This is a genomic window from Massilia sp. (genome assembly GCF_031995545.1).
Taxonomy (GTDB): Bacteria; Pseudomonadota; Gammaproteobacteria; order Burkholderiales; family Burkholderiaceae_D; genus Telluria.
Genome location: NZ_DAMAGA010000025.1, coordinates 25,650 through 52,458 on the forward strand (window position 1 = coordinate 25,650; position 26,809 = coordinate 52,458).

Consider the following 26,809-nt stretch of genomic DNA (forward strand, 5'->3'; position numbering starts at 1 on the left):
ACGTGACCACCAGAAAGGAACACATCATGAACAAACTGATCGCTACCCTCATCGCCGGCCTGTTCGCTACTGCTGCCCACGCCCAGACCACCGCCACCACCGCTGCCGACAACCGCGTGGTCAAGGCTGAAGCCAATGCCGAGAAGGACATCATCAAGGCCGAACAGAAAGAGATCAAGACCGCCGTAAAGGCCAACGAAAAAGTGAACAAGCAGATGGCCAAGTCGGCCGAAGCGAAGTCGGAAGCGCATGCTGACCTGGTCGAAACGCACACCGACGCGGCGGCGAAGGTTGCCAAGGCCGATCCGGAAGACCGCGCCAAGGCCATGGCCAAGGCTGAAGACAAGGTCGCCAGCGCCAACCTGAAGGCCGAGAAAAAAATGATCAAGGCCGACGAAAAAGTGCTGAAGGCCCAGGTCGATGCAGCTGCCGACAAGGCAACTGCTGCGGCCAAGACCGAAAAGGTCCGCGCTGAAGCCCAGGCTGACGTGCACAAGGCTGCTGCCAAGAACTAAGCAGTCAGCTTGAAATGAAAAATGCCGGCTTCGCGCCGGCATTTTTTTTATTCCACCTATCTAAAGACCGTCATTGCTGCCAGTGGCAGGAATGACGGATCAAAGAGAGGTGGTTACGGATGCATCAGCCTTCCGCCCGCATCGCCAGATCCTGCGCCTTCAGGCGAGCCGACAAAGCTTTGCCTTTGCGTGCACGCTTGCCGAAGTGCGGCTCCAAGCCCGAGGCGAACAGTTCCACGGTACGCGCCTTGTCGCCCGACCAGGTGCCCATCACGTTCACGCCTTTCTGCGTGATCGGTTGCGCCGCCAGCAGCGTCTCTTTCGGCTCCAGCTCCATCAGCGTCACACCACGACCGCCATTGGTCAGCACCTTCATCTCGTCGATGCCGAACACCAGCACGCGGCCCTTCTCGGACAGGCAGGCGATCGCGCCGGCAGCGTCCGATACGATCCGCGGCGGCAGTGGGGTAGCGCCTTCGTTCAACGTGATGAACGATTTACCACCTTTCAGACGGCTGACCATGTCGCCGGCCTTGGTGATGAAGCCGAAAGCATCCGAGGTCGCCAGCAGCAGACGCGTGTCCGGATTGCCCGCGAAGTAGTGCAGGATGCGCACACCGCCCGACAGATCGACCAGCGTGGTGATCGGCACGCCGTCGCCGCGCGCACCCGGCAGCGCGTTGACCGGCACCGAGTATGCCTTGCCGTTGTCGCCGATGCCCAGCAGATGGTCCACCGTACGGCATTCGAAGGCCTTGTACAGCGAGTCGCCAGCCTTGAACGTGAACTGGGCCGGGTCGTGGCCGATGCCGGTACGCGCGCGTACCCAGCCCTTTTCGGACACGATCACGGTCACCGGTTCGTCGATCACTTTTTGTTCGGCCACCGCGCGCTGCGCTTCCTCGATCACGGTGCGGCGGTTGTCGCCGAACTGCTTGGCGTCCTGCTCGATCTCGCGAATGATCAGGCGCTTCATCGACGACTGGTTGTCCAGCAGATCCTGCAGCTTTTCCTTTTCGTTGCGCAGTTCAGAAAGCTCTTGCTGGATCTTGATCGCTTCCAGGCGTGCCAGCTGGCGCAGGCGGATCTCGAGGATGTCTTCGGCCTGGCGTTCACTCAGACGGAATTCTTCGATCAGCGCCGCCTTCGGCTCGTCCGAATTACGGATGATCGCGATCACCTTGTCGATGTTCAGCAGCACGGTCTCGCGGCCTTCCAGGATGTGGATGCGGTCGTTGACCTTGCCCAGCCTGAATTCGGTACGGCGGCGGACGGTGACGAAGCGGTAATCGATCCATTCCTGGATGATCGCGGTCAGGCCCTTCTGGCGCGGACGGCCGTCGCCGCCGATCATCACCAGGTTGATCGGTGCCGACGATTCCAGCGACGTATGCGCCAGCAGCATCAGCATGAATTCGTTCTGGTCCTGGTTCTTCGACTTCGGCTCGAACACCAGGCGCACCGGCGCTTCGCGGCCGGATTCGTCGCGCACCGCGTCTAGCGAACCGAGGATGGTGTTCTTCAGCGCCAGCTGCTCCGGCAGCAGCGCCTTCTTGCCCAGCTTGACCTTCGGATTGGTCAGCTCTTCGATCTCTTCCAGCACGCGCTGCGACGAGCAGCCCGGCGGCAGTTCATAGACCACCGCCTGCCACTGGCCGCGCGCCAGTTCTTCGATCTTCCAGCGTGCGCGCACCTTCATCGAGCCGCGGCCGACCGCGTACATGTCGGCGATGTTCGAGGCCGGGGTAATGATCTGGCCGCCGCCCGGGAAGTCCGGACCCGGGATCAGCGTCATCAGCTCGGCGTGGGTGATCTTCGGATTGCGGATCATCGCCACCGCGGCCGATGCCACTTCGCGCAGATTGTGCGACGGGATCTCGGTGGCCAGGCCGACCGCGATGCCCGAGGCGCCGTTGAGCAGCACCATCGGCAGGCGCGCCGGCAGCGTGCGCGGCTCGTTAGTGGAGCCGTCGTAGTTGGGCTGGAAGTCGACCGTGCCCATGTCGATCTCATCTAACAGCAGGCGCGAGATCGGGGTCAGGCGGGCTTCGGTATAGCGCATCGCCGCCGCGCCATCGCCGTCGCGCGAGCCGAAGTTGCCCTGGCCGTCGATCAGCGGATAGCGCAGCGAGAAGTCCTGCGCCATGCGCACCAGCGCGTCGTACACCGACTGGTCGCCGTGCGGGTGCAGCTTACCGAGCACGTCGCCGACCACGGCGGCCGATTTGCGCGGCTTGGCGGTCGGGCCCAGGCCCAGTTCATTCATCGCGTACAGGATGCGGCGCTGGACCGGCTTCTGGCCGTCGGCCACGTCGGGCAGGGCGCGGCCCTTGACCACCGAGACGGCGTAGTCGAGGTAGGCGCGCTCGGCGAAGGTGGAGAGGGTGAGCGTTTCGGCGTCGTCGGCCGGCTTGCTCGCTTGTTCGAATAGGCTTGCTTGATTCGTCATGGTATGTATTCGTGTTCTGCCGATAGATCGATGGAGCCGATCAGATATCGGCCTCGGTCTCGTTGCCGTGTTCTTCAATCCAGGCACGGCGCGCCGCAGCTTCGCCCTTACCCATCAGCATATTGAAGCGCGACGCCGATTCCGCCAGGTCGTACTGGCCGAACGACACCGGCAGCAGACGGCGCGTGTCCGGATTCATGGTGGTTTCCCACAGCTGCTCGGCGTTCATCTCGCCCAGGCCCTTGAAGCGCGAGATGCTCCACACGCCTTCCTTCAGGCCTTCTTTCTTCAGCTTGTCCTCGATCGCCAGCAGTTCGCCGTCGTCCAGCGCGTACAGCTTCTGGATCGGCTTCTTGCCGCGCGCCGGCACGTCGACGCGGAACAGCGGCGGACGGGCGACGCAGATATTGCCGTTCCTGAACAGGGCCGGGAAGTGCTTGAAGAACAGCGTCAACAGCAGCACCTGGATGTGCGAGCCGTCCACGTCCGCATCGGACAGGATGCAGATCTTGCCGTAGCGCAGACCCGTCAGATCCGGCGAATCGTTCGGGCCGTGCGGATCGACGCCGATCGCCACTGCGATGTCATGGATCTCGTTGTTGGCGAACAGGCGGTCGCGGTCGGTTTCCCAGGAGTTGAGCACCTTGCCGCGCAGCGGCAGGATGGCCTGGAATTCCTTGTCGCGGCCCATCTTGGCCGAACCGCCGGCCGAGTCGCCCTCGACCAGGAACAGTTCGTTGCGGGTGAGGTCGGTTGATTCGCAATCGGTCAGCTTGCCCGGCAACACGGCCACGCCGGACGATTTCTTCTTCTCGACCTTTTGCAGCGAACGCAGGCGCGACTGGGCTTGCTTGATCACCAGTTCGGCCAGCTTCTTGCCGTATTCGACGTGCTGGTTCAGCCAGAGTTCGAGCGGCGGTTTGATGAAGGTCGAGACCAGCTTGAGCGCGTCGCGCGAATTCAGGCGTTCCTTGGTCTGGCCCTGGAATTGCGGATCCAGCACCTTGGCCGACAGCACGAACGAGGTGCGGGCAAAGACGTCCTCGGGCAGCAGCTTGACGCCTTTCGGCAGCAGGCCGTGCAGCTCGACGAAGTTCTTCACCGCGCCGAACAGGCCGTCGCGCAGGCCGGCTTCGTGGGTGCCGCCGCTGACGGTCGGAATCAGGTTGACGTAGGACTCGCGCACCACGCCGCCTTCCTCGGTCCAGGCCACCACCCAGCTGGCGCCTTCGCCCTCGGCGAAGCTCTCGTCACCAGCAGCGGCGAACTGCTCGCCTTCGAACAGCGGGATCACGGTTTCGCCGGTCGAGCTTTGCGCCAGCGCTTCGGTCAGGTAGCCGCGCAGGCCCTCGTCGTAGCGCCAGGTCTGCGATTCGCCCTTGGCATTGGTCAGCGTGACGGTTACGCCCGGCAGCAGCACGGCTTTCGAGCGCAGCAGGCGCTGCAGGTCGCCGAGCGGGATGTTCGGCGAATCGAAGTATTTGCCGTCCGGCCAGGCAGTGACGCGGGTACCGTTTTTCTTGCCGCCACGCTCGGCAGGCGACGAAGTCAGCGGCTCGATCACGTCGCCGTCGGCGAACACCAGCTTGTGCTGGCCGTTGCCCTGGTCGTCCTTGCGCCACACCTCGATCTCGAGGCGCTTGGAGAGCGCATTGGTGACCGAGACGCCGACGCCGTGCAGGCCGCCCGAGAAGGCGTAGGCGCCGCCCGAGCCTTTGTCGAACTTGCCGCCGGCGTGCAGGCGCGTGAACACGATTTCGACCGTGGAGACGCCTTCTTCCGGGTGGATGCCGACCGGGATACCGCGGCCGTCGTCTTCGACCGTGATCGAGCCGTCCGGGTTGAGCGTGACGCCGATGTTCTTGCAGTGGCCGCCCAGCGCCTCGTCCGAGGCGTTGTCGATCACTTCCTGGATGATGTGGAGCGGATTCTCGGTCCGGGTGTACATGCCCGGACGCTGTTTCACAGGTTCGAGCCCTTTGAGGACGCGGATGGATGATTCGCTATAGTCGGGAGCGGGTTTCTTGGAGGCCATACTAATGTGTGTAATGTCGAATGCTTGCGCATTCTATCTTGTCGGGCGGAAAAGGTTAGGCTTTTTTACTGGATAAATATACAGTATTCCACCAACGTGTTGTGCTTTTCGGTTTGCGCACTTGTGCTAGATTAAGCTGGATCATGTCCGGCTATGCCAGGGAGGGGCGTTACCGATGACTGCGTCTTGTAGCCCGTTTACCGTTCGCCTGCTCGGATTTTTACCCGAGGAATTCGCACGCCTGGAAGCCATGCTGATCCGCGTGCCAGGGGCGGGGCCGTCGTATTTTTGCCTGCACGAAGACAGTTTGCAAGAGCCTGACGTCTATATTGTCAATGGCGACAGCCCGGCTGCCGTGGCCCGTCTCGACTGTTTGCCGCCGGGCGCGCTGCACAGCGCGCTGGTGATCGGCTCGCCGGGGCCGACCCTGTGGCCGACCATGGCAAGGCCAGTCGAACGCCTGGTGCTGCACGATGTGCTGGCCGATCTGCTCGACCAGCGCGTGCAGGCCCAGGCCGCCTGCGTGGCGCGCGGCGAGCGCCTGCGGCCCGAGCGCCGGCGCCGCCTGCGCATCGCGCCCGACTGCGAATCGCCGGCCTTTTATTCCCGTCTGCGCCATGGTCCTCCAGATGGGGCCGTTCTGGTGGTGGACAAGGAATGTACCTTCCACAATCACGTCGCGCGCGTGCTGGGCCAGCAGGCGCCCGCACACCGGCCAGCCCTGGCCTGGACCGACGGCCCGCGCGCCGCCGCCCGCCTGTGCGACGAGACGGCGGTGTCGCTGGTGATGATCAACACCGCCGCGTCCGGCATCGAACCGTATGAATTGTGCAGCCTGATCAAGTCGCAAGAAGGCGCGGGGCGCACGCCGGTGCTGTTCCTGGTCGAGCAATCGTTCCGCTACGACGCGGTGCGCGCGCGCCGCGCCGGCGTGCGTGGCCTGCTCGACAAGCCGGTGACCGGGCGCCACCTGTTGATGACCTTCCACAAGCTGCTCGACTTGCCGGTTTGAAGGCAGGTTGGGACGGTAACGGCGCGCGCGTCAGGCATGCGCTTTTGTCACAATTTTCGAATCGTGCGCGTCCAGGGCGAAGTTATATTGTCAACATGGCCGAAGACGATCACAAACTGCCCGACCCGCCCGCCGGGCCTCCGCACGAGCCTGCGCCCGAAAAGCGTCCCGAGACCCCGGTGCGGGTGCCGGACCGCCGCGCCGGCAGGCAGACCAACGGTGGCATACCGCGCTACCAGCGCGACGGCGACACGCCGCTGGCGCTGGCCGGGCGCGTCATCAGCTCGCGTTTCCGCTCGCTGCGCGAACGCTTCAACCGCGATTTCATGCAGCGCACGCTGCACATCGGCGTTTCGGCCCGCATCTTTCACCCGGAAGCTGGCGCCAAGGGGCTGCTCAGCAAGAACCTGCAGTATCTCGAGGAATCGATCGCCCAGTGGGTGATGTCGCGCGACGTGCTGGTGTTCATGATCCCGACGGTGAATACCAACGGGCTGCTACACCCCAGCAATATCACGCTGCGCCACTATGCGCGTCACCTGGACGGGCTGGTGCTGCAGGGCGGGGCCGACGTGGCGCCGCAGACCTATTCCGAAACCCCGACCCGGCCGGAGTGGAGCGGCGACCGTGCGCGCGATGTGTACGAGCTCGAATTGCTGCATGAGTTCGTCGATGCCGGCAAACCGGTGCTGGGCGTGTGCCGCGGCTGCCAGCTGATCAACGTGGCGTTCGGCGGCACGCTGCACCAGGACGTGGCGACCGAATTTCCCGAAGCCTTGCCGCACGTGCACGATTTGTACGACGCGCACCGGCATGCAATCGCCTTTCCCAAGGGCTCGTCGCTGGCGCGCATGTTCCCCAAGGTCGAGCGCGCGGTGGTGAATTCGATTCACCACCAGGCGGTGAAGGATCTGGGGCGCGATATCCGGGTCGAGGCATATTCCGAGCCGGATGGGATCGTCGAGGCGATCCGCTATCAGCGCGCCAACTTCGTGATGGGTCTGCAGTGGCATCCGGAATTCCACCGGGCGGGTGGGGTGGACCTGCTCGATTGCACGCCGGTGCTGGACGAGTTCTTGCGCGCGGCGCGCGAGACGCGGTTGTAAGGTCGCGTCGCTCCTCCTTGCTCTACGTCAACGGCCCCCACACGGTTACCGAAAACGCTTGCTTTCGCCCCTCGACCGGTCAATAATTAAATGAGAATCATTCGCATCCATGTGCGGCGTGATTCACCATGATTCTTGATTCCGTCCCTCACCGGTCAGGCGCAGGGCACGCATTTTGGAGACGCACACATGACCATCCCCGCCGCAATTCCGACGCTGGCGGCGTCGCAGGAACCGCGCAGCCAGGACGCGCTGCTGGTCGCTTCGCTGTTGCATCTGATGTCCCACTATACCGCTCGCGGCGACGGCGAGCAGCCGTGCGTCAAGCTGGCCTCGGTGATCGAACGCCACCTGTGTGCCTTGTCGCGCTTGCCCAGCATCGACCCGGTACTGCGCGCCACCTGCGAACAGCTGGCCGACCAATGGGCCGGCGTGGTCGACGCCAAGCTGCCGGCGCCGGCGCCGACCCGTCAGCCGCTGCTGGCCCGTTTCATGAAGGGTGGCTGGCCCGGCAAGGCCGCGCCGCTGGCGAGCTGATCGCGCAGGCGCTCACAGCGCCATGGTCGGCCCGCCGCGGAAGTGCCCGATCGCCGCATTGACCATGCCTTCGCAACTGCCTTCCTGCTCGAAGTGGCGGCGCAGGATGGCCGCGTCGCTGCCGCCCTCGACCGCCGTCGCCAGGTGGCGCAGCGCATCGACGCTGCCCAGCGCTTCGGCATGCGGCAGCATCTGATCGAGCGTGGCCAGGATGTCGTCGCGCATCGCCATGCTCTCGTAGGTTTTCGGATGCGTGATGGCGCCCTCCAGGCCGAATCGGCAGGCCTGGAAGCGGTTGTAGTTGTAGACCAGGTAATCGTCTTCCGCCGGCATCTCGTCGGGCGCGCCCGCGGCCTTGCGCTCCAGCAGGTAGCGGCACAGCGCCTGCAGGTAGGCCGCCAGGGCTGCCGCCCGCTCCACCGTCAGCGGCGTGTCGCACACGCGCAGCTCGATGGTGCCGTATTCGGGTTTCGGCCGCAGGTCCCAATAGAAGTCCTTCATGCTCTTGATGATGTTGGTGCGCTCCATTTTGGCAAAATAGACGTCCTGGAAATCCTGCCATTTCAGCGTGAACGGCGCCCGCCCGCTCATTGGGAAGGCGAACACCGAGTTCAGGCGCGCCGATTCGAACAGGCTGTCGTGGCCCTGCACGAACGGCGACGAGGCCGACAGCGCGATGAAATGCGGCAGGTAGCGGTTCAGCGCATGCAGCAGGTACAGCGCATCGTCGCCGTTGGCGCAGCCGATGTGCACGTGCTGGCCGAATACCGTGAACTGCTTGGCCAGATAGCCGTACAGCTGCGACAGGTATTCGTAGCGCGGCTTGGCCGAGATCTTCTGATCCGACCAGTGCTGGAACGGGTGCGTGCCGCCGCCGGCGATGCCGATATTGAGCATGTCGCTGGCCGCGACCAGGGTGTCGCGGATCTCCAGCAGTTCGCTCAGCAGCGGCTCGTACGACGAGTGCACGCTCGAGTTAATCTCGATCATGCTCTCGGTGATCTCGGGCGTGACGTTGCCCGGGAACGGCTTCCTCTTCAGGAGGTGCATCAGGTCGGGGCTGGCGGCGGTCAGGTTGAAATCCGACAGGCTCACCAGCTGCAGCTCGAGCTCGACCCCGAAGGTGAGCGGCTGCGAGGCATTGAATGCGTCAAGTGGCATGATTCGACTCCGGTGCTTCGCGCGCCCATACCAGGGCGCGCTGGATGATGATCGGGCCGAAGACTTCCAGCAGCATCGTCACCGCCGCCATCGCGCGCAATTCCTCGACCACCTGCACCCCGGCATAGCGAGTGTGCTCGAGCAGCAGGATCACGAACACGGCCAGCGGCGCCAGCCCCAGGCCGGTCAGCATCCCTTTGCGCCGGGTGATGCCGGACAGGTGGGCGAAGGCGGTGACGCCAGCGGTCTTGGCCAGCATGCGCACCAATACTACCGCCAGCGCCAGCCAAAAGGCGTCACGCACCAGGCGCCAGTCGATGGTGGAGGCGGCGTATACGAACAGCAGGATGGTCAGCACCTCGCCCAGCACGCCGAAGTTGCGCTGGGTCTGGTTGAAGGCGACGCGCCGGTAGCGCACCGTCAGGCCGAAGGCCAGCGCCGCCACCACCGGCGACAGGCCGGTGCGGTCGCAGATCGACGCCAGCAGGATCACCGCCAGCGCAAAGGCGACGGTGGCGTCCTGCTGCGCATTGCCGGTAGCGCGCAGCAGGGCCGGGACGATCACGCCGAAGATGGCGCCGGCCAGCAGCGAGCCGGCCAGCATCACCATGCTTTGCCACAGCGCTTCGCCGACCGCGTCATAGGTGCGGAAGATCCAGAAACCGATGATGGCATTGAAAGCGAACACTGCCAGCACGCAATTCAGCGCCGACAGGTGCAGCACGCGCTCGGTCATCTGGCCCGAGCTGCGCTGCTCGTTGATGATGCGCACCACGGTCGCGGGTGACGTCGCCATCGACAGCGCTCCCATCAGCAGCGCCGTGATCTGGCTGGTGCCGAACAGGGTGGCGACGATATAAACCGCGACGAAAGTCAGCCCGGCTTCGACCAGGCCGGCCATGCCGATCCAGGGATTGGTCACCAGCCAGCGCAGGTTGATGCGGTTGCCAAGTTCGAACAGCACCAGGCCAAAGGCGATATTGGCGAGCAGGGCGATCGGCCCCATGTCGGGTGCGGGCAGGGCGCCGAGCTGGGCGCTGCCGAAGGCGAAGCCGACCAGGCCATAAAAGCTGATGCGCGGCAGGCCGGTCCAGCGCTGCCCGAATTCGCCGGCCAGCCAGGCGAGCACGATCGCCAGCGGCCACGCAAGGCTCGTCAACAGGGACAGCAGGTCTGGCATTAAGTCTCCCAAGGCAATATTGTTCTGGCTTGCCCGTCCCCACACCCTGTGCGAAGCACGGCGAGCGGCGGGCAAGTGACGCTATTCTTGGCGATTCGGGCGCGGCCGTCCGTGTCCGTGCTAACACAGTGCGTAAGGACGGGTTGATGCGCCGCCAGGGGGCGGGTCAATAATGTGGCAAGGTGCTTATTTGCTCAGCAAGCGCATGGCCCTTTCCAGCCCATCGAGCGTGATCGGGAACATCCGGTTGTTCATGATCTGCCGGATCAGCGCGATCGACTGCCGGTACTGCCACAGGTGTTCCGGCTCCGGATTGAGCCAGACGAACTTGGGGAAGGTGGTCACGAAGCGCGCCAGCCACTCCGCACCCGGTTCCTCGTTGTTGTACTCGACCGACCCGCCCGGCGCCATTACCTCGTACGGGCTCATGGTAGCGTCGCCGACGAACAGGATGCGGGTGTCAAGCGGGTATTTGCGCAGCACGTCCCAGGTGTCGAAGCGCTCGCTGTGGCGGCGCCGGTTGTTCTTCCACAGGTAGTCGTAGACGCAGTTGTGGAAGTAGTAGAACTCCATGTTCTTGAATTCGCTGCTGGCGGCCGAAAACAGTTCTTCGGTGCGCTCGATGTGGTCGTCCATCGAGCCGCCGACGTCGAACAGCATCACCACCTTGATCCGGTTGCGCCGCTCGGGACGCATGCGGATGTCGAGCCAGCCCGCGTTGCTGGCGGTGGCGCGGATGGTGTCGTCGAGTGCCAGTTCGTCCGCCGCGCCCTGGCGCGCGAAGCGGCGCAGGCGGCGCAGCGCCACCTTCAGGTTGCGCGTGCCCAGTTCGCGTTCGTTGTCGTAGTCGCGGTAGCTGCGCTGCTCCCACACCTTGACGGCGCTGCGGTTGCGGCTCTGGCCGCCGATGCGGATGCCTTCCGGGTTGGTGCCGCCGTGGCCGAAGGGCGAGGTGCCGCCGGTGCCGATCCATTTGCTGCCGCCGGCGTGGCGCTCCTTCTGTTCCTTCAGCAGTTCCTGCAGGCGCTGCTGCAGCTTGTCGTAGCCGAATTTTTCCAGCTGCGCCTTCTGCTCGGGCGTCAGTTCGCGCTCGAAGCGCTTGAGCAGCCAGTCCAGTGGAATCTCGGCCTTCTCGTCGAACACCGCATCGACGCCTCTGAACCAGGCGCCGAACACGCGATCGAACTTGTCGAAGTGGGCTTCGTCCTTCACCAGCGTCAGGCGCGCCAGGTAATAGAACTCGTCGAGCGAGGGCAGGATCACCTGGCGCTGCAGCGCTTCGAGCAGCGTCAGGAATTCGCGGATCGAGACCGGCACCTTGGCATCGCGCAGCGCGCGGAAGAAGTCGATCAGCATGCGATGGCTCCGGCGTGATGGGCCAGGCGCCCCTGCAGGCCTGCGCGTACCTGTGGCCATTCAGCGCGCAGGATGCTGAACATGACCGTGTCGCGCACGGTCCCGTCACGGCGCAGCGCATGGTGGCGCAGCACGCCGTCGCGCTGGGCGCCGAGGCGCGCGATCGCGGCCTGCGAGACGAAATTCTCGCAGTCGGTGCGCAGGCCGACCACGGCGCAGCCGAGCGTGTCGAAGGCATGCGCCAGCAGCATCAGCTTGCAGCTGGTGTTGACGTGGCTGCGCTGCACCCGTTTCGCATACCAGGTGTAGCCGATTTCGACGCGGTCGATCTCCGGCACGATGTCGTGGTAGCTGGTGGTGCCGATGACGGTGTTCGTCGCGGCATCGAGCACGGCGAAGGCGACGCGGTTGGTCATCGTCATGCCGGCGTCGATATAGCGTTCGACGTCGTCCGGCGTCGGCACGCTGGTCACGCGCAGGTTCCACAGTTCGCCGTCACCGGCTGCCGCGCGCAAGCCGTCCGCATGGTGCTGGGCCAGCGGTTCCAGGCGCACGCCATTGAACGCGAGCGTCAGCGGCCGCACGTCGATCATCGGTTGTTCCTCGACAAGGTGTTAGACATGAGCATCAGGCGCTCGAACAGTTGCACGTCCTGTTCATTTTTCAGCAGGGCGCCGTGCAGTGGCGGCACGCCGGCCTTGCCGCTGCCTTTGCCACCCTCGTTGCCGGCCAGTGCGGCGGCCGGAATGTCCTCGGCCAGCAGCAGCTTGAGCCAGTCCAGGAATTCCGAGGTCGACGGCTTCTTCTTGATGCCGGGGACGTCGCGCAGCGCGTAGAAGCTTTGCAGCGCCGCCGCCAGCAGGTCCTGCTTCAGATTCGGGAAGTGCACGCCGACGATGTCGGCCATCGTCTCGCGGTCCGGGAACTGGATGTAGTGGAAGAAGCAGCGGCGCAGGAAGGCGTCCGGCAGTTCCTTTTCGTTGTTGGAGGTGATGATCACCAGCGGCCGGTGCCTGGCCACCACCATCTCGCGCGTTTCGTAGACGTAGAACTCCATGCGATCGAGTTCGCGCAGCAGGTCGTTCGGGAACTCGATGTCGGCCTTGTCGATTTCGTCGATCAGCAAAACCACCGGCTCGGGCGCGGTGAAGGCCTGCCATAGCACGCCCTTGACGATGTAGTTCTGGATGTCGCGCACGCGCTCGTCGCCCAGCTGCGAATCGCGCAGGCGCGAGACGGCGTCGTATTCGTACAGGCCCTGCTGGGCCTTGGTGGTCGACTTCACGTGCCACTGCAGCAGCGGCATGTTGAGCGCGGCCGCCACTTCTTCGGCCAGCATGGTCTTGCCGGTGCCCGGCTCGCCCTTGATCAGGAGCGGGCGGGCAAGCAGAAGGGCGGCGTTGACGGCCAGTTTCAGGTCGGCGGTGGCGACGTAGTTGTCGCTGCCTTCGAAGCGTGAAGGTGGGTGGGATGTGGCTTGCATGGGATGGCGAAAAAGTGGTGTTTGACCCCACCGAGTATATGCCAGAACGGCACGGAAACGCCGTCGTGGCGGGGTGGCGCGGTTTGTAGACTGGTGTCAAGTCTTCAGATAGAATCAGCCCGTTGGTAGACCAGTTGCTAACTTTTTGTGCGGTTGCGGTTTTCGAATCATAACTAACGAGACGCCCATGAAAAAAACTTTGGCACCACTGGTACTGGCTGTATTTGGCAGCATCGCCAGTACCTCCGGCAGCGCAGCAGCAGCGGAAGTCGTCGGCAATCCCAAGGCCGCCGCCGCCAAGATCGAGATGTGCATCGGCTGTCACGGCATCGCCGGCGGCTACAAGACCGCCTTCCCCGAGGTCTACCAGGTGCCGAAGATCGGCGGGCAGTCGGCCAAGTACATCGAGGCCGCGCTCAAGTCCTACCGCAAGGGCGACCGCAAGCATCCCTCCATGACCGGCATCGCGCGCTCGATGAGCGACCAGGACATCGCCGACGTCGCGGCCTACTATTCCCAGCAAAATTCGACCACGGCCGCGCGATGAGGACCGCCATGAAGACACTGATTGCATCCCTCGCGCTCGGCCTGTTTTCCTTGAGCGCGGCCGCCGCCGACGTGACCCGCGGCGGGGAACTGGTCAAGAAGTACAACTGCGCTTCGTGCCACGGGGCGGATTTCAACAAGCCGATCGATCCGAGCTATCCCAAACTGGGCGGGCAGCATGCGGATTACCTGGCGCATGCGCTGCGGGCCTATAAACGCGGGGCCGGCGCCAACGGGCGCGTGAACGCGATCATGGCGCTGCAGGTGCAGCCGCTGTCGAACCGCGACATGGACGATATCGGGGCGTATCTGGCCAGCCTGCCGTCGCAGCTGGTGGTCAAGAAATAGGGCGCTTGCAGACGGCGTTTGCAACAGCTGGTAAGATGGCGGTCCCCTTTGCTGCGCTGCGGCCAAGGGGATTTTTGTTTTTGGGTGGTGTGGTTGAGTTGCGGGTGTGCGGCGAATTTGGGGGGGACAATGCCAGTGGCATTGTTCCCGCCTTCGCGGGAATGACGTGCTGAAGGAGCGGGCCAAAGTGTTGAACTTTTGGCCACCTACATACGAACGTCATTCCCGCGAAGGCGGGAACCCAAGTTCGTATGCGTACCGCATGTGAATGATCTTGCCAACGCCACCCAGCATACCGTTGGAGCTCTTGTGTCGTCCGTCACCCCCACTTACCTCAAAACCAACCTGCTCAGCGGCCTCACCGTCGCCCTGGCCCTGGTCCCCGAAGCCATCGCCTTCGGCCTGATCGCCCACATGTCCCCGCTCACCGGCCTGTATGCCGCGGTGCTGGTCGCCTTCATCACCTCCGCTTTCGGCGGCCGCCCGGGCATGGTCTCGGCCGCCGCCGGTTCGCTGGCGGTGGTGATGGTGGCGCTGGTGGTGCAGCATGGCGCGCAGTATCTGTTCGCGGCCGTGGTGCTGATGGGTGTGCTGCAGCTGCTGTTCGCCGCCGCCCGCCTCGGTAAATTCATCCGCATGGTGCCGCATCCGGTGATGCTCGGCTTCGTCAACGGCCTGGCGCTGCTGATCTTCCTGGCCCAGTTCAACCACTTCAAGCAGGCTGGCCCGGATGGCGTGGTGCGGTGGATGCCGGGGCCCGAGCTGGCCACCATGTTCGGCATCGTCGCCGTCACCGTAGCACTCATCTACCTGGTCCCGCGCCTGACCAAAGCCGTGCCATCGACCCTGGTCGGCATCCTGGTGGTGAGTGTCGGCTGTTCTCTGCTCGGCATCGACACCAAAACCGTGGGCGACCTCGGATCGATCGCCGGCGGCCTGCCGAGTTTTGCGATACCAGACGTGCCGTTCAACCTCGAGACCCTGCGCATCGTGTTCCCGTATTCGCTGGTGCTGGCCGGCGTCGGCCTGATCGAGTCGCTGCTCACGCTAACCCTGATCGACGAGATCACCGATACCCGCGGCCAGCCGAACCGCGAATCGCTGGCGCTGGGCGCGGCCAATGTGGTTACCGGCCTGTTCGGCGGCATGGGCGGCTGCGCCCTGATCGGCCAGAGCATGATCAACGTGAACAGCGGCGCCACCGGCCGCCTGTCCGGCATCGCGGCGGCGCTGTTCCTGCTGGCTTTCATCCTGTTCGGCTCGAGCTGGATCGAGGCGATTCCGCTGGCGGCGCTGGTGGGCGTGATGTTCGTGGTGTGCGAGAAGACCTTCGAGTGGGGCACGTTCCGCCTGTTCGGCAAGGTGCCGCGCGCCGACGCGTTCGTGATCGTGCTGGTGGCCGGCATCACGCTGGTGTTCGACCTGGCGGTGGCGGTGATCGCCGGCGTGATCGTGTCGGCGCTGGTGTTCGCCTGGCAGCACGCCAAGCAGGTGGGCGCGCGCAGCAGCTTAGACGCCAACGGCTGGAAGGTCTATGAGCTGGAAGGCACGCTGTTCTTTGCCTCGGTGACGGCGTTCCAGAACGTGTTCGCCCCCAAGGATGATCCGCAGGACGTGGTGATCGATTTCCTGCGCGCGCGGGTGGTGGATCATTCCGCGATCCAGGCGATCGATGCACTGTCCGATCGCTACCGCGCGCTGGGCAAGCGCCTGCACCTGCGCCACCTGAGCCCCGATTGCCGCGAACTGCTGGGCAAGGCGCAGGACATGATCGAGGTGAACGTAATGGAAGACCCGCGCTACCGGGTGGCGGACGACAAGCTGGCGTGAGTCAGGAGAGCGTGGTCCGGCGTCAGGCAAATGCGCGCCGGCGCACGCACTCGATATACGCTTCGGTATCCGGCGGCACGCCATTGCGCTGCGAAGCCCAGATCATCTCGCCCAGGCATTCCATGATCTCGTGGTGCGCATCGTGCTCGCCGCGCCGCGCGACCAGCGCGTCGTGGGCGGCGCGGATGCCGCGCGGCTGGTCGATCGAGATCTGCTCGGCAATCGACAGGTGCATCGACAGGTGCAGGAAGGGATTCGGCTTGCCGCCTTCGATCGAGTAGTCGCGCGCGATGGCTTCGTCGGGATCGAACAGTTCGGCGTGGTATTCCGGATGCTGCGCGATCCAGTCGGCGGCGATCGCATCCATCGGAGTCAGGATCTCGCCGTTGCGTTGCTTGCGGTAGGCGTCGCAGAAGAAACGGCGCACGTCATGCGAGGAGGGAGTGAACATGGCGGAAGGGGAGAGCAAAAGGAATCAGCCGGCATTGTAGCGCGATGGCGGAGACGTCGTTCCTGCGCGGGCAGGAACGACGTTGGGTGTTACTTGTTTGGCACCAGCACCAGCGACTCCGGAGCCGCTGCCGGTGCGGTAGGCGCACTCGCAGCCAGGCCGGGCGTACCTGGTTTGGCGCCTGTGCCGGCGCTACCCGATTGCGAGCGCGCATGCGGCTGGCGCAGATAGCGCGCGCTATGCCGCCGCTCGCCATGCGGCCCGCCGCCATTGCCGCCGCCGCGCGCAGGCCAGGTCACGAAGCGCGACAGTTCCTGCAGCGCGCGCTGGTACACGTCGCGCTTGAACTCGATCACCACGTCCAGCGGCACCCAGTAATTGTGCCAGCGCCAGGCGTCGAATTCCGGATGGTCGGTCAGGCGCAGGTTGACTTCGCTGTCGCGCGCGACCATACGCAGCAGGAACCAGATCTGCTTCTGGCCGCGGTAATGGCCGCGGATCTCGCGCTTGATGAAGTGATCCGGCACCTCGTAGCGCAGCCAGTCACGGGTGCGGCCCATGATCTTGACGTGCTCCGCGCGCAGGCCGATCTCTTCCTCGAGCTCGCGGTACATCGCTTGCTCCGGCGTTTCGCCGTATTTGATACCCCCTTGCGGGAATTGCCATGAGTGCTCGCGCACCCGCTTGCCCCACCACACCTCATTGTTGGCGTTCAGCAGGATGATGCCGACGTTGGGCCGAAACCCTTCACGATCGAGCATAAGTGCACCTCAATACTTTCCGCCGGCCGGATGGTTCCTTATGTTTTTACTTACAAATTCTTCACGTCCGTGGGATTTCCGCACCGCTTGCGCGGTCGACGCTGCTTGCTGCGGACCCTGTTTGTAGAAAGATTGGACGCATCAGCCGGCTAATCCTTTAAAATTAGGTCGATTATAACCCTCTCTTTTTAAAAAGAATTCATTGATATGCGCGCCTCACGATTTTTTATTTCAACTCTTAAAGAAGCGCCTTCCGATGCCGAGATCGTCAGCCACAAGCTGATGATGCGCGCCGGGATGATCAAACGCATCGGCTCCGGCATTTATACCTACATGCCGGTGGGCCTGCGTACCATCCGCAAGGTCGAGGCGATCGTGCGCGAAGAGATGAATCGCGCGGGCGCGATCGAACTGCTGATGCCATTGGTGCAACCGGCCGAACTGTGGCAAGAGACCGGCCGCTGGGACAAGATGGGCGATGAGCTGATGCGCGTGAAAGACCGCCACGGCCGCGACTTCGCGATCCAGCCGACCTCGGAAGAAGTGGTCACCGACGTGGTGCGCAGCGAAATCAAATCGTACCGCCAGCTGCCGATCAACTTCTATCACATCCAGACCAAGTTCCGCGACGAGCGCCGTCCGCGCTTCGGCCTGATGCGCGGCCGCGAATTCACGATGAAGGATGCGTACTCGTTCGACCGCGACGTCTCGGGAATGCAGGCTTCCTACCAGAACATGTTCGATGCCTACACCCGCATCTTCAACCGCTTCGGCCTGAAGTTCCGTGCGGTGGCGGCCGACAACGGCGCCATCGGCGGCACCGGCTCGCACGAATTCCACGTCATCGCTGGCACCGGCGAAGACGCGCTGGTGTACTGCCCGACCTCTGATTACGCGGCCAATATCGAAGCGGCGGAAGCCGTCGCCAGCGGTGAGCGCGGCGCCGCCACCCAGGAACTGGCCAAGACCCCGACCCCGGGCAAGACCAAATGCGAAGCCGTGGCCGAACTGCTTGGCCTGCAGCTGGCGCAGACCGTCAAGACCATCGCCCTGACCGTCGAGAACGAAGGCAAGAAGCAGTACTGGGTGCTGCTGCTGCGCGGCGACCATGAACTCAACGAGATCAAGGTCGGCAAGGTCGCCGGCCTGAAGGACTTCCGCTTCTCGACCGAAGCCGAGATCCTCGAAGTATTCGGCACCATGCCGGGCTACCTGGGTCCGATCAATACCAAGCTGCCGGTGAATGTGGTTGCCGACCGTACCGTCGCCAACATGGCCGACTTCGTGTGCGGCGCGAATGAAGCGGACTTCCACTTCACCGGCGCCAACTGGGGCCGCGACCTGCCGGAACCAAGCGTGGCCGACCTGCGCAACGTGATCGAAGGCGACGCTTCGCCGGACGGCAAAGGCGTGCTGGCGATCGAGCGCGGCATCGAAGTGGGTCACGTGTTCCAGCTCGGCACCGCTTATTCGGAAGCGATGGGCGCCACCTTCCTCGACGAAAACGGCAAGCCGGCCCCGCTGCAGATGGGCTGCTACGGCATCGGCATCACCCGCATCCTGGGCGCCGCGATCGAGCAGAACTTCGACGACAAGGGCATCGTCTGGCCGGACGCGATCGCGCCGTTCGAACTGGTGCTGTGCCCGATGGGCATGGACCGCAGCGAGATGGTCAAGGAACAGACCGAGAAGCTGTACGAAGAGCTGCTGGCGGCCGGTGTGGACGTGATCGTCGACGACCGCGGCCTGCGTCCGGGTGCGATGTTCGCCGACTGGGAACTGATCGGCGTGCCGCACCGCGTGGTGGTCGGCGAGCGTGGCCTGAAAGAAGGCAACCTCGAATACCTGGGCCGCCGCGACGAAGCCGCCAGTGCGGTGCCGGTGGCCGAGATGGTCGCCTTCATCAAGGGCAAACTGGGCAAGTGATGGCGGTGTGGGCGGGACATCTGGCCCCGATGAGCGCGGGCCTGCTGCTGGCGCTTGCGCTTCTGACGGGTGCGGCGCAAGCCGGCAACCAGAAAGAAGAAGCGCTGTCGGATTCGGTGCGCCTGGCGCTGGCCAACGCCATCGCCGACGCCCGTCCGCCCAAGCCGTCCTTCCGCACCGAAGCGGCGCGGGCGCGCTACCAGGCCTGGTTCGACGAGATGTCGCGCCGCCTGACCAAGCGCCTGCCCGACCTGCAGACGCGCACCGAATTCCTCGAGACCGCGTGGTACGAAGCCACCCGCGCCGGCCTCGATCCGGGGCTGGTGCTGGGCCTGATCCAGGTGGAGTCGGCCTACCGCAAGTACGCGATCTCGATCGCCGGCGCGCGCGGCTACATGCAGGTGATGCCGTTCTGGACCAAGGCGATCGGCGACGGCGACCGCCGCCGCCTGTTCCACATGCAGACCAACCTGCGCTACGGCTGCTCGATCCTGCGCCTGTACATCGACATGGAGCGCGGCGACCTGTATCTGGCGCTGGGGCGCTACAACGGCAGCCGTGGCAAGCCGCAGTATCCGAATGCGGTGCTGGCGGCGTGGAAGAAGTGGGAGTTCCATCCGGCCGGGTGACGCCGTCACGGCGTACAAGCGCCAACATGGCAATTCACCTACGTGTCACTTTCACAGTGTAGACTTCCCGCTTTCCACCGTGAGGACTGCATGCGACTGACCACTCTTGCCGCCGCCACGCTGCTGGCGACGCTCGCCGGCTGCGCGGCCACGCCGCCCGCCGCCACCCAAACCGCGACCACGACGCAAGGCACCAACGCCGTCGACCAGCGCGCCAAGAACATCATCTTCTTCCTCGGCGACGGCATGGGCATCAACACCCTGACCGCAGCGCGCATCTACGCCGTCGGCGAAGACGGCGAACTGGCCCTCGACAAGATGCCGGAATCGGCGTTCGTGAAGACCTTCTCGAACGACGCCCAGGTGACCGACAGCGCCGCTTCGATGGCGGCCTACATGACCGGCGTGAAGCACAACAACGGCGTGATCTCGATGTCGGCCGGCACCCGTGCCATCGCCCCGGTGGCCGACGCCAACGGCAACAAGCTGGTGGGTCGCTGCGAGAACGGGCAAGCCACGGTCACGCTGCTGGAACTGGCCAAGCGGCGCGGCATGGCGGTCGGCGTGGTCACCAACACCAACGTCACCGACGCCACCCCGGCCTCGACCTACGCCCACGTCTGCCACCGCAAGATGGAAAACGACATCGCCGCCAGCCTGGTACCGGGCGGCGCCGGCTACAACGCGGCCCTCGGCGCGCGCGGCCTGGACGTGCTGTTCGGCGGCGGTGCCCAGTTCTTCACGCCGTTCGCAAACGGCGGCAAGCGCGCCGACAACCGCGACCTGCTGGCCGAATTCGGCAGCAAGGGCTTCCGCGTCATCAAGGATACCGCAGGCCTCGATGCACTCAAGCCAGGCCAGCCGGCGGTGGGCCTGTTCGCCGCCAGCCACATGGCCTTCGACGCCGAGCGCGACGCCGCACGCCAGCCGGCGCTCGACGCCATGACGCGCAAGGCGATCGAGCTGCTGGCGCCGAACCCGAACGGTTTCTTCCTGATGGTGGAGGGCGGCCTGATCGACCACGCGCTGCACGCCACGCTGGGCAAGCGCGCCTTGCAGGAAACGGTCGGCTACAACGCCGCGCTGCAGGCCGCGATCGACCGCATGAACCAGCTCGACCCGGGCCTGAAGAACACCCTGATCGTGGCCACCGCCGACCATGACCACACGCTGCTCTTGAACGGCTACGCGGCGCGTACCGGCAAGACCACGCCCACCAATCCGGGCGTGCTCGGGCTGGTGCGCAACGCCGACGGCACCCCGGTATTGGACAGCAAGGGCACGCCGTACACCATCATCGGTTTCGGCACCGGCGAAAAGCGCGAAGGCGACCGTTCGGCGCAAGGGCCGTTGACCGACGCCGTGGTCACGGCCGACGACTACCACCAGGAAGCCGTGGTGCGCACCAACAAGGGCGCCGAGACCCACGGCGGCAGCGATGTGTTCCTGGGCGCGACCGGCGCCAATGCGGAGCTGTTCCGCGGCACCATCGACAACACCCGCGTGTTCAACCTGATCAAGACCGCCGGCGGTCTGTAAGCCCGAGGTAAACGATATGACTTTCCGACGCATTACCCCGCTGCTGCTGGCCGCCTGCTGCGCTGCAGTGCCAGCCATCGCTGCCGCCCAATCCACCAAGCCGGCCAAGAACATCATCTTCTTCCTCGGCGACGGCATGGGGCCGACGGTCATTACCGCCGCCCGCATCCACAAGAACGGCGAAGACGGCCTGCTCGACTTCGAACGCCTGATGGAGCGCACCGCGCGCATCAAGACCTATTCGCTTGACTACCAGACCACCGACAGCGCACCGTCGATGGGCGCCTACATGACCGGCGTGAAGATGAACAACGACGTCATCTCGATGAAGGATGCGCGTCCGGTCGAGCCGACCAAAGAGGGCGTCGATCAGTGCAAGGCCGGCAACGGCAGCGCCGCCGTCACCATCCTGGAGCTGGCCAAGGCACGCGGCAAATCGGTTGGCAGCATCACCACCACCGAACTGACCCACGCCACGCCGGCATCGACCTTCTCGCACGTGTGCAGCCGCGACGCGGCCTACACCATCGCGCAGCAGATCGTGCCGGGAGGCGCCGGCTACAACCCGGCGCTACGCGATGGCGTCGACGTCCTGATGGGCGGCGGACGCAATCACTTCACGCCGCACGACGAAGCGACCAATCCGAAGGGCCGTCCGGACGGGCGCGACCTGATGGCCGAATTCGCCGGCGCCGGCTACTATGTGGCCGGAACGCGCGCGGGCATGCTGTCGGCCCGGCCGGGACGCAAGTTCGTCGGCATCTTCAGCGCCACCAGCCACCTCGATTACTCCTACCAGCGCCGTCCCGAGCAGCCGACCCTGGCCGAGATGACCGGCAAGGCGATCGACCTGCTGTCGGCCAATCCGAACGGCTTCTTCCTGATGGTCGAAGGCGGCAAGATCGACCACGCGCTGCACGACACCCGTGCCAAGCACGCCCTGGAAGAAACGGTGGCGTTCGACGAAGCGCTGGCGCTGGCGGTCGAGCGCATGCGCGCCATCGATCCGGGGCTGGAGAACACGCTGATCGTGCTCACCGCCGACCACGACCACACCATGCAGATCAACGGCTACGCCAAGCGCGGCAACCCGATCCACGACATCGTGCGCGACTACGCGACCGGCCAGCCAAAGAAGGATGCCGACGGCAAGACCTTCACCACGCTGGTGTTCGGCAACGGCCCGAACCGGCCTGACGCGCGCACCGATGTGGACAGCGTGGTGGCGCAGAGCGACGATTATCACCAGGAGACCGGGGTGCACAAGTCGTCCGAGACGCATGGCGGCGGCGATGTGAAACTGTATGCGACCGGGGCCGGATCGGCGCCGTTCAAGGGGACAATCGAGAATATCCAGGTGTTTCAGCTGATGAAGGCGGCGGCGGGCTTGTAATGCTGCGGTGGTTTTGCATGCGATATCAGTATGCATGCAAACTTGGGTCCCCCTTGGCGGGGACCCAAGTTAATCCGCCCAGCCACCACCAGTATTAGCACTTTAAAAACAAAAAGCCCCGGCATTAACCGGGGCTTTTCTTTTCAGCTCGAGGCTTTTAAAACAGCCGGCTTATTTCAGGTGATCCGAAATCAGCTTGGTCATTTCAAACATCGACACTTGCGCCTTGCCGCCGAAAACGGCTTTCAGCTTGTCGTCGGCATTGATCATGCGACGGTTTTCCGCGTCTTGCAGGTCTTTCGACTTGATGTAATCCCAGACCTTCTTGGTCACTTCGGTACGTGGCAGCGGTTTGTCGCCCACGACGGCGGCCAGGGTGGCGGACGGGGTCATTGCCTTCATGAAGGCGGCATTCGGCTTGCGCGCAGCTGCCGGCTTGTCGGCCGATTTGGCTGCTGCTTTAGCTGGTGCTGCTGCCTTTTTTGCTGCCGGCTTGGCCGCTGCAGCAGGCTTGGCAGCTGCTTTTTTGGCTGGCGCTGCAGTGGTTTTTTTGGCTGTTGCCATCTTCGAGCCTCCTAAAACGAACACATGGAAAAATGCGTGATTTATCGCACGCCTATATTGGTAGCGTTTTTCTGTTCGTGCAAGTCTTTTTCAAGACTTTTTCACTCTGAAAAGCCCCTAAATGGGTGCTATCGCACACAACAACGCACCAGAGCGAAAAAACGGTGACAAAGGACGAAAAAAAACCGCGCAAAGCGATACTCTGCGCGGTCCTGGCAGTCCAACGCCATAGCGTCGGAATAATCCGATTAACGCATGCCGGGCATCATGCCCTTCATTCCGCGCATCATCTTCATCAGGCCGCCGCCTTTGAGTTTCTTCATCATGGTCTGCATCTGGTCGTACTGGTTCAGCATGCGATTGACTTCCTGCACCTGCACGCCGGCGCCGGCCGCTATGCGGCGCTTGCGGTTGGCCTTGATCAGTTCCGGCTTGGCGCGTTCGCCCGGGGTCATCGAGTCGATGATGCCGACCATGCGCCGCACCGATTTCTCGGCCTGGTCCATATTGGCGCCGGCGGCGGCTTGCTGGAACTGGGCCGGGAGTTTATCCATCAGGCCGGCCATGCCGCCCATTTTCTTCATCTGGGTCAGCTGCGCCTTGAAGTCGTTCATGTCGAAACGGCCGCCGACCTTGATCTTGTTGGCCAGTTCGGCCGCCGCTTCGGCGTCCACGCCCTTGCGCGCTTCTTCGACCAGCGCCAGGATGTCGCCCATGCCCAGCACGCGGTTGGCCATGCGGCTCGGGTCGAAGGCTTCCAGACCGTCCAGTTTTTCAGACACGCCGGCGAACTTGATCGGCTTGCCGGTGACGTGACGCACCGAGAGGGCCGCACCGCCGCGCGAATCGCCATCGAGCTTGGTCAGCACGATGCCGGTGAGGGGCAGGGCGTCGTTGAAGGCCTTGGCGGTGTTGATCGCATCCTGGCCCAGCATGGCGTCGACCACGAACAGGGTCTCGACCGGCTTGACCGCGCCGTGCACGGCGGCGATCTCTTTCATCATCGCTTCGTCGATACCCAGGCGGCCAGCGGTGTCGATGATCAGGACGTCGTGGTAGTGCTTCTTGGCCCAGTCCAGGGCGTTGAGGGCGATGTCGACCGGCTTGTCGTTGGCGGTGGACGGGAAGAAGTCGGCGCCCACCTGCTTGGTGACCGATTCCAGCTGCGCGATCGCGGCCGGACGATACACGTCGGCCGAGACGGTCAGCACTTTTTTCTTCTTCTGTTCCTTCAGGTACTTGGCCAGTTTGCCGGTGGTGGTGGTCTTACCTACACCTTGCAGGCCGGCCATCAGGATGATCGCCGGCGGCTGCTGGGCGAACGACAGCTGGGTCGCTTCCGGACCCAGGTCGGCGCCCATCAGGGCAGCAAGTTCTTTCTGGACCACGCCGACCAGGGCCTGGCCCGGGCTGAGCGAGGCCAGCACTTCTTCGCCCAGCGCTTTTTCCTTCACTTTGGCGATGAATTCGCGCACTGCCGGCAGCGCCACGTCGGCCTCGAGCAGGGCCATGCGCACTTCGCGCAGCATTTCGGCGGTGTTGGCTTCGGTCAGGCGGGCCTCGCCGCGCATGGTCTTGACGACCTTGGCGAGGCGTTGAGTCAGATTGTCTAGCATGACTGCATCTCGGGAAAAATAGCGTGCACATAGCTGCAGCCCGTGCCCAACAGAGCGCCGGGCTGCAGGAAAGCCGTCATTCTACCTCAGTGCGACGTTGCGGTTTCGGCCGTTCTTCCGTGTCAACGCGGCAGAACCAGGCGGCGCAGGGAGAAGCCGTCATACACGACATACGACGTGCCGCCGGCCGGGATCAGGTCGTAAGGGGCGTCGGGCAGACAGGCCAGTGGCGGTGCCGGCGTGCCGTTGGCGCAGTACGGCACGGACGTCACCTGCTCCTTGCTGCCGTCCGCACCAGTACGAACCAGCTTGCGTGAGACTTCATCGTAAGCGTAGGTATTGCCGTCCTTATCCGCATTCAAACCGTTCGGCAGGGCCGCCAGCGGCGTTACACTGCCGGCCGCGCTCACCTTGTACAGTGTGCGGCTGCTGTCGAGCACATACAGATTGTCGTCGAAATCGATGCCGGCAATGGTCGGCGCCTGGGCGCTCTCAGGTGGGGCATCCGGAGGAGAATTGGTTACCAGTTCCGACATGATGCCTGCCGGGTTCACCTTCAGGATCGTCGGCGCGCCGACCGTGACGCTGAATGGTTGTACGACGGCAAAGTAGAGGTCCCCCGTGCGGCCCACCGCGAATCCCACAATATTGTTGAGACGCCGGGCATTTTCGTCCGAGACAGGCTGGCCGAACCAGGTCGTGGCGCTGATGAGCGGCGTCACCGTATTGTCGGGGGCGATCCGGTACAGGTGCGGGGATCCGCGCCGTGTGGGATTCACATTGGCCACGTAGCTCACCACATAGGTGTTGCCTGCAAGATCGGCGGCAATGCTGTGCGGCCGGTGCATGGTCGGTTCGTCCGAATCGCGCCATGGCATTGCGAACAATCCCGGCATGTTCGGTGTGGACGTCAGGGCCAGCGTCAGCGCGGCGCTGGCGCCGTCGGCTTCGGCGATCACGGTCGCCGTCGTCGGCGCAGCCAGCGCGCCGGCCGGCGGCAGGTAGCGCACGGTGGCGCCCATGTCGGCGCTGAGGCTGCCGGGCGATCCGGTCGCCAGGCGCCAGCGCACCGCGCCGCCGCCTGACACGGTGGCCGTGAGCGGGATCGCATTGCCGCCGGCGATGGTGCGCAGGGTCGGGCTGGACAGGGTCATGGTCGCGGCCGGCGGCGAGTTCGGTGACGGCATGACCAGGCGTAGCAGGCTGTAGCCGTCGAACACGACATACGAGGCGCCGCCGGCGGGGATCAGCCGGTACCAAGCGCTCGGCAGGCAGGCACGCGGTCGCTCCGGCGCGCCATCGGCGCAGTAGGGCACGTCCGTTACGATCGTCCTGGCGCCATCCGCACCGGTGCGCACCAGCTTGTTCGTGGCGTCGTCGCGCGCATACGTATTGCCGTCCTTGTCCGCGGTCAAACCACGCGGCAGCGAAGCCACGGTCGTCACGTTGCCGCTCGTGGTCACCTTGCGCACGGTGTCGCCACCGTCGCGCACGTACAGATTGCCATCGAAGTCGATACCGGCGATGGATGGATCGAGGAACCGTGCGGCACTGCCGTTGCCGTCGGTGATCGCGCCGACTTGCGGATCTGCGCTGCCCGCGAGCACCGAGACGACGCCGGCCGGGGTCACCTTCAGGATGGTCGGGCCTCCGAGGCTTTGCTGGCCCGCCGTGAGCGGAGAGCCGAGCGGCAGGATGCCGAAGTACAGGTTGCCGGCGCGGTCCACGGCCATGCTCGAGATCCAGTAAAGGTGAGAAGCATTCGCGTTCGACGCAGCCTGGCCGAACCAGGTGTCGTCGTCGATAAGTGTGGTGACGGTATTGTCGGGAGCAATCTTGTGCAGATGCGGCGCACCCCGGCGCGAGGGCGAGACGTCGTTATACGACACGACATAGGTATTGCCGGCGATGTCGGTGGCAACACTGCTTGGCCGGTGCAGGGTAGGGCCGCTGGAAGCGCGCCAGGGCATCTCGAACAGTCCGGGCGTACGCGTTTCGGACGAAACGGCCAGCGTCAGCGACGCGCTGGCGCCATCGCCGGTGGCGGTGACGGTTACCGCCACCGGCGCCGCCAGTACACCTGCCGGCGGCTGGTAGCGGACGACGCTGCCAGTGTCGGCACTGAGCGTGCCGGGCGCGCCGGCCGCCAGTTGCCAGCGCACCGCGCCGCCGCTCGACAACGCGGCGCTGAGCGGAACTGCGCTGCCGCCGGTGATCGGGCGCAGGGTCGGGCTGGACAAGGTCATGCTGGCGGTCACGGGCGGGGCCGGTTGCGCCGGAGGGGAAATTGGCGCAGGGCTGTCGCTGCCTCCACCGCCGCCGCAGGCGCTCAGCAGGCCGCCCAGAATCAGGGGAAGAAAAATTCGCATTGG

Annotated in this window: 23 protein-coding genes; 11 read left to right on the forward strand and 12 right to left on the reverse strand. The window is 64.5% G+C overall.

Annotated elements, in window-relative coordinates; translation table 11 throughout:
* Positions 1-26 precede the first annotated feature (26 nt).
* Positions 27-515 (forward strand): hypothetical protein, encoded by a 489-nt coding sequence (locus RTQ83_RS16575; protein ID WP_312516818.1) that lies wholly within the window; start codon positions 27-29, stop codon positions 513-515.
* 124 nt (positions 516-639) lie between these two features.
* Here RTQ83_RS16575 and parC read toward each other — a convergent pair whose 3' ends face one another.
* Both parC and RTQ83_RS16585 read right to left on the reverse strand, forming a co-directional pair.
* Positions 640-2,964 (reverse strand): DNA topoisomerase IV subunit A, encoded by a 2,325-nt coding sequence (gene parC, locus RTQ83_RS16580; protein WP_312516820.1) that lies wholly within the window; start codon positions 2,962-2,964, stop codon positions 640-642.
* A 40-nt stretch (positions 2,965-3,004) separates the two neighbouring features.
* Positions 3,005-4,999 carry a DNA topoisomerase IV subunit B gene (locus RTQ83_RS16585; protein WP_312516822.1) on the reverse strand — a complete coding sequence of 665 codons (1,995 nt, stop codon included), beginning with the start codon at positions 4,997-4,999 and terminating at the stop codon, positions 3,005-3,007.
* Between the two features lie 175 nt (positions 5,000-5,174).
* On the opposite strand from RTQ83_RS16585, the gene RTQ83_RS16590 reads away from it, so the two are divergent.
* The 3 genes from RTQ83_RS16590 (at position 5,175) to RTQ83_RS16600 (ending at position 7,654) form a co-directional block, all read left to right on the forward strand.
* A complete protein-coding gene (locus tag RTQ83_RS16590) occupies positions 5,175-6,011 on the forward strand; it encodes a response regulator (RefSeq protein WP_312516824.1) in 837 nt (278 codons plus the stop codon).
* A 95-nt stretch (positions 6,012-6,106) separates the two neighbouring features.
* Positions 6,107-7,117 (forward strand): type 1 glutamine amidotransferase, encoded by a 1,011-nt coding sequence (locus tag RTQ83_RS16595; protein WP_312516826.1) that lies wholly within the window; start codon positions 6,107-6,109, stop codon positions 7,115-7,117.
* A 189-nt stretch (positions 7,118-7,306) separates the two neighbouring features.
* Positions 7,307-7,654 (forward strand): hypothetical protein, encoded by a 348-nt coding sequence (locus RTQ83_RS16600; protein WP_312516828.1) that lies wholly within the window; start codon positions 7,307-7,309, stop codon positions 7,652-7,654.
* Positions 7,655-7,666: 12 nt separating this feature from the next.
* On the opposite strand, the gene RTQ83_RS16605 is transcribed toward RTQ83_RS16600, so the two are convergent.
* The 5 genes from RTQ83_RS16605 to RTQ83_RS16625 form a co-directional block, all read right to left on the reverse strand.
* Entirely contained in the window at positions 7,667-8,815 is a 1,149-nt protein-coding gene (locus RTQ83_RS16605) for a YbdK family carboxylate-amine ligase (RefSeq protein ID WP_312516830.1), read from the reverse strand.
* Positions 8,805-9,995 (reverse strand): cation:proton antiporter, encoded by a 1,191-nt coding sequence (locus RTQ83_RS16610; protein WP_312516832.1) that lies wholly within the window; start codon positions 9,993-9,995, stop codon positions 8,805-8,807. The genes RTQ83_RS16605 and RTQ83_RS16610 overlap by 11 nt, the downstream gene beginning before the upstream one ends.
* 186 nt (positions 9,996-10,181) lie before the next feature.
* Positions 10,182-11,351 carry a VWA domain-containing protein gene (locus RTQ83_RS16615; protein WP_312516834.1) on the reverse strand — a complete coding sequence of 390 codons (1,170 nt, stop codon included), beginning with the start codon at positions 11,349-11,351 and terminating at the stop codon, positions 10,182-10,184.
* Positions 11,345-11,944, reverse strand: a complete 600-nt coding sequence (locus RTQ83_RS16620; protein ID WP_312516836.1) for a GNAT family protein — start codon at positions 11,942-11,944, stop codon at positions 11,345-11,347. The genes RTQ83_RS16615 and RTQ83_RS16620 overlap by 7 nt, the downstream gene beginning before the upstream one ends.
* Positions 11,941-12,834, reverse strand: coding sequence for a MoxR family ATPase (locus RTQ83_RS16625; RefSeq protein ID WP_312516838.1), 894 nt, complete (start codon positions 12,832-12,834; stop codon positions 11,941-11,943). The genes RTQ83_RS16620 and RTQ83_RS16625 overlap by 4 nt, the downstream gene beginning before the upstream one ends.
* 187 nt (positions 12,835-13,021) lie before the next feature.
* Here RTQ83_RS16625 and RTQ83_RS16630 point away from each other — a divergent pair, with 187 nt between their 5' ends.
* The 3 genes from RTQ83_RS16630 to RTQ83_RS16640 all read left to right on the forward strand — a co-directional run bounded on the left by RTQ83_RS16630 (position 13,022) and on the right by RTQ83_RS16640 (position 15,558).
* Entirely contained in the window at positions 13,022-13,381 is a 360-nt protein-coding gene (locus RTQ83_RS16630) for a cytochrome c (RefSeq protein ID WP_312516839.1), read from the forward strand.
* A gap of 8 nt (positions 13,382-13,389) precedes the next feature.
* The gene (locus tag RTQ83_RS16635; protein ID WP_312516841.1) at positions 13,390-13,728 is read left to right on the forward strand and encodes a cytochrome c; all 339 of its coding nucleotides are present in this window, start codon (positions 13,390-13,392) and stop codon (positions 13,726-13,728) included.
* A 309-nt stretch (positions 13,729-14,037) separates the two neighbouring features.
* Positions 14,038-15,558, forward strand: a complete 1,521-nt coding sequence (locus tag RTQ83_RS16640; protein WP_312516843.1) for a SulP family inorganic anion transporter — start codon at positions 14,038-14,040, stop codon at positions 15,556-15,558.
* Positions 15,559-15,580: 22 nt separating this feature from the next.
* On the opposite strand, the gene RTQ83_RS16645 is transcribed toward RTQ83_RS16640, so the two are convergent.
* Both RTQ83_RS16645 and RTQ83_RS16650 read right to left on the reverse strand, forming a co-directional pair.
* Positions 15,581-16,009 (reverse strand): DUF1841 family protein, encoded by a 429-nt coding sequence (locus tag RTQ83_RS16645; RefSeq protein ID WP_312516845.1) that lies wholly within the window; start codon positions 16,007-16,009, stop codon positions 15,581-15,583.
* A gap of 89 nt (positions 16,010-16,098) precedes the next feature.
* Positions 16,099-16,770 (reverse strand): RNA pyrophosphohydrolase, encoded by a 672-nt coding sequence (locus tag RTQ83_RS16650; RefSeq protein ID WP_312516847.1) that lies wholly within the window; start codon positions 16,768-16,770, stop codon positions 16,099-16,101.
* 207 nt (positions 16,771-16,977) lie between these two features.
* Here RTQ83_RS16650 and RTQ83_RS16655 point away from each other — a divergent pair, with 207 nt between their 5' ends.
* From RTQ83_RS16655 to RTQ83_RS16670, 4 genes are all read left to right on the forward strand, one after another.
* Positions 16,978-18,696: a proline--tRNA ligase gene (locus tag RTQ83_RS16655; RefSeq protein WP_312516849.1), complete on the forward strand. Its 1,719-nt coding sequence runs from the start codon at positions 16,978-16,980 to the stop codon at positions 18,694-18,696.
* Complete coding sequence (locus RTQ83_RS16660) at positions 18,696-19,325, forward strand: lytic transglycosylase domain-containing protein (RefSeq protein ID WP_409456120.1); 630 nt, start codon at positions 18,696-18,698, stop codon at positions 19,323-19,325. Before RTQ83_RS16655 ends, RTQ83_RS16660 begins: the two co-directional genes overlap by 1 nt.
* Positions 19,326-19,415: 90 nt before the next feature.
* Positions 19,416-20,864 carry an alkaline phosphatase gene (locus tag RTQ83_RS16665; RefSeq protein WP_312516853.1) on the forward strand — a complete coding sequence of 483 codons (1,449 nt, stop codon included), beginning with the start codon at positions 19,416-19,418 and terminating at the stop codon, positions 20,862-20,864.
* 16 nt (positions 20,865-20,880) lie between these two features.
* Entirely contained in the window at positions 20,881-22,257 is a 1,377-nt protein-coding gene (locus RTQ83_RS16670) for an alkaline phosphatase (RefSeq protein ID WP_312516855.1), read from the forward strand.
* Positions 22,258-22,428: 171 nt separating this feature from the next.
* Here RTQ83_RS16670 and RTQ83_RS16675 read toward each other — a convergent pair whose 3' ends face one another.
* From RTQ83_RS16675 to RTQ83_RS16685, 3 genes are all read right to left on the reverse strand, one after another.
* Positions 22,429-22,821 (reverse strand): SWIB/MDM2 domain-containing protein, encoded by a 393-nt coding sequence (locus tag RTQ83_RS16675; protein ID WP_290417619.1) that lies wholly within the window; start codon positions 22,819-22,821, stop codon positions 22,429-22,431.
* 248 nt (positions 22,822-23,069) lie between these two features.
* Positions 23,070-24,437: a signal recognition particle protein gene (gene ffh / locus RTQ83_RS16680; protein ID WP_290417620.1), complete on the reverse strand. Its 1,368-nt coding sequence runs from the start codon at positions 24,435-24,437 to the stop codon at positions 23,070-23,072.
* Positions 24,438-24,559: 122 nt separating this feature from the next.
* Complete coding sequence (locus RTQ83_RS16685; protein WP_312516859.1) at positions 24,560-26,806, reverse strand: hypothetical protein; 2,247 nt, start codon at positions 26,804-26,806, stop codon at positions 24,560-24,562.
* Between the last annotated feature and the right edge of the window lie 3 nt (positions 26,807-26,809).

Bases quoted from the DNA above. Each gene is read 5' to 3' on its own strand.
- RTQ83_RS16620 (WP_312516836.1), bottom strand. From the start codon at position 11,944: ATGATCGACGTGCGGCCGCTGACGCTCGCGTTCAATGGCGTGCGCCTG.
- RTQ83_RS16625 (WP_312516838.1), bottom strand. From the start codon at position 12,834: ATGCAAGCCACATCCCACCCACCTTCACGCTTCGAAGGCAGCGACAAC.
- RTQ83_RS16675 (WP_290417619.1), bottom strand. From the start codon at position 22,821: ATGGCAACAGCCAAAAAAACCACTGCAGCGCCAGCCAAAAAAGCAGCT.
- RTQ83_RS16585 (WP_312516822.1), bottom strand. From the start codon at position 4,999: ATGGCCTCCAAGAAACCCGCTCCCGACTATAGCGAATCATCCATCCGC.
- RTQ83_RS16665 (WP_312516853.1), top strand. From the start codon at position 19,416: ATGCGACTGACCACTCTTGCCGCCGCCACGCTGCTGGCGACGCTCGCC.
- RTQ83_RS16590 (WP_312516824.1), top strand. From the start codon at position 5,175: ATGACTGCGTCTTGTAGCCCGTTTACCGTTCGCCTGCTCGGATTTTTA.
- parC (WP_312516820.1), bottom strand. From the start codon at position 2,964: ATGACGAATCAAGCAAGCCTATTCGAACAAGCGAGCAAGCCGGCCGAC.
- RTQ83_RS16615 (WP_312516834.1), bottom strand. From the start codon at position 11,351: ATGCTGATCGACTTCTTCCGCGCGCTGCGCGATGCCAAGGTGCCGGTC.
- RTQ83_RS16575 (WP_312516818.1), top strand. From the start codon at position 27: ATGAACAAACTGATCGCTACCCTCATCGCCGGCCTGTTCGCTACTGCT.
- RTQ83_RS16635 (WP_312516841.1), top strand. From the start codon at position 13,390: ATGAAGACACTGATTGCATCCCTCGCGCTCGGCCTGTTTTCCTTGAGC.
- RTQ83_RS16600 (WP_312516828.1), top strand. From the start codon at position 7,307: ATGACCATCCCCGCCGCAATTCCGACGCTGGCGGCGTCGCAGGAACCG.
- RTQ83_RS16655 (WP_312516849.1), top strand. From the start codon at position 16,978: ATGCGCGCCTCACGATTTTTTATTTCAACTCTTAAAGAAGCGCCTTCC.
- RTQ83_RS16650 (WP_312516847.1), bottom strand. From the start codon at position 16,770: ATGCTCGATCGTGAAGGGTTTCGGCCCAACGTCGGCATCATCCTGCTG.
- RTQ83_RS16645 (WP_312516845.1), bottom strand. From the start codon at position 16,009: ATGTTCACTCCCTCCTCGCATGACGTGCGCCGTTTCTTCTGCGACGCC.
- RTQ83_RS16670 (WP_312516855.1), top strand. From the start codon at position 20,881: ATGACTTTCCGACGCATTACCCCGCTGCTGCTGGCCGCCTGCTGCGCT.
- ffh (WP_290417620.1), bottom strand. From the start codon at position 24,437: ATGCTAGACAATCTGACTCAACGCCTCGCCAAGGTCGTCAAGACCATG.
- RTQ83_RS16595 (WP_312516826.1), top strand. From the start codon at position 6,107: ATGGCCGAAGACGATCACAAACTGCCCGACCCGCCCGCCGGGCCTCCG.
- RTQ83_RS16685 (WP_312516859.1), bottom strand. From the start codon at position 26,806: ATGCGAATTTTTCTTCCCCTGATTCTGGGCGGCCTGCTGAGCGCCTGC.
- RTQ83_RS16630 (WP_312516839.1), top strand. From the start codon at position 13,022: ATGAAAAAAACTTTGGCACCACTGGTACTGGCTGTATTTGGCAGCATC.
- RTQ83_RS16605 (WP_312516830.1), bottom strand. From the start codon at position 8,815: ATGCCACTTGACGCATTCAATGCCTCGCAGCCGCTCACCTTCGGGGTC.
- RTQ83_RS16610 (WP_312516832.1), bottom strand. From the start codon at position 9,995: ATGCCAGACCTGCTGTCCCTGTTGACGAGCCTTGCGTGGCCGCTGGCG.
- RTQ83_RS16660 (WP_409456120.1), top strand. From the start codon at position 18,696: ATGGCGGTGTGGGCGGGACATCTGGCCCCGATGAGCGCGGGCCTGCTG.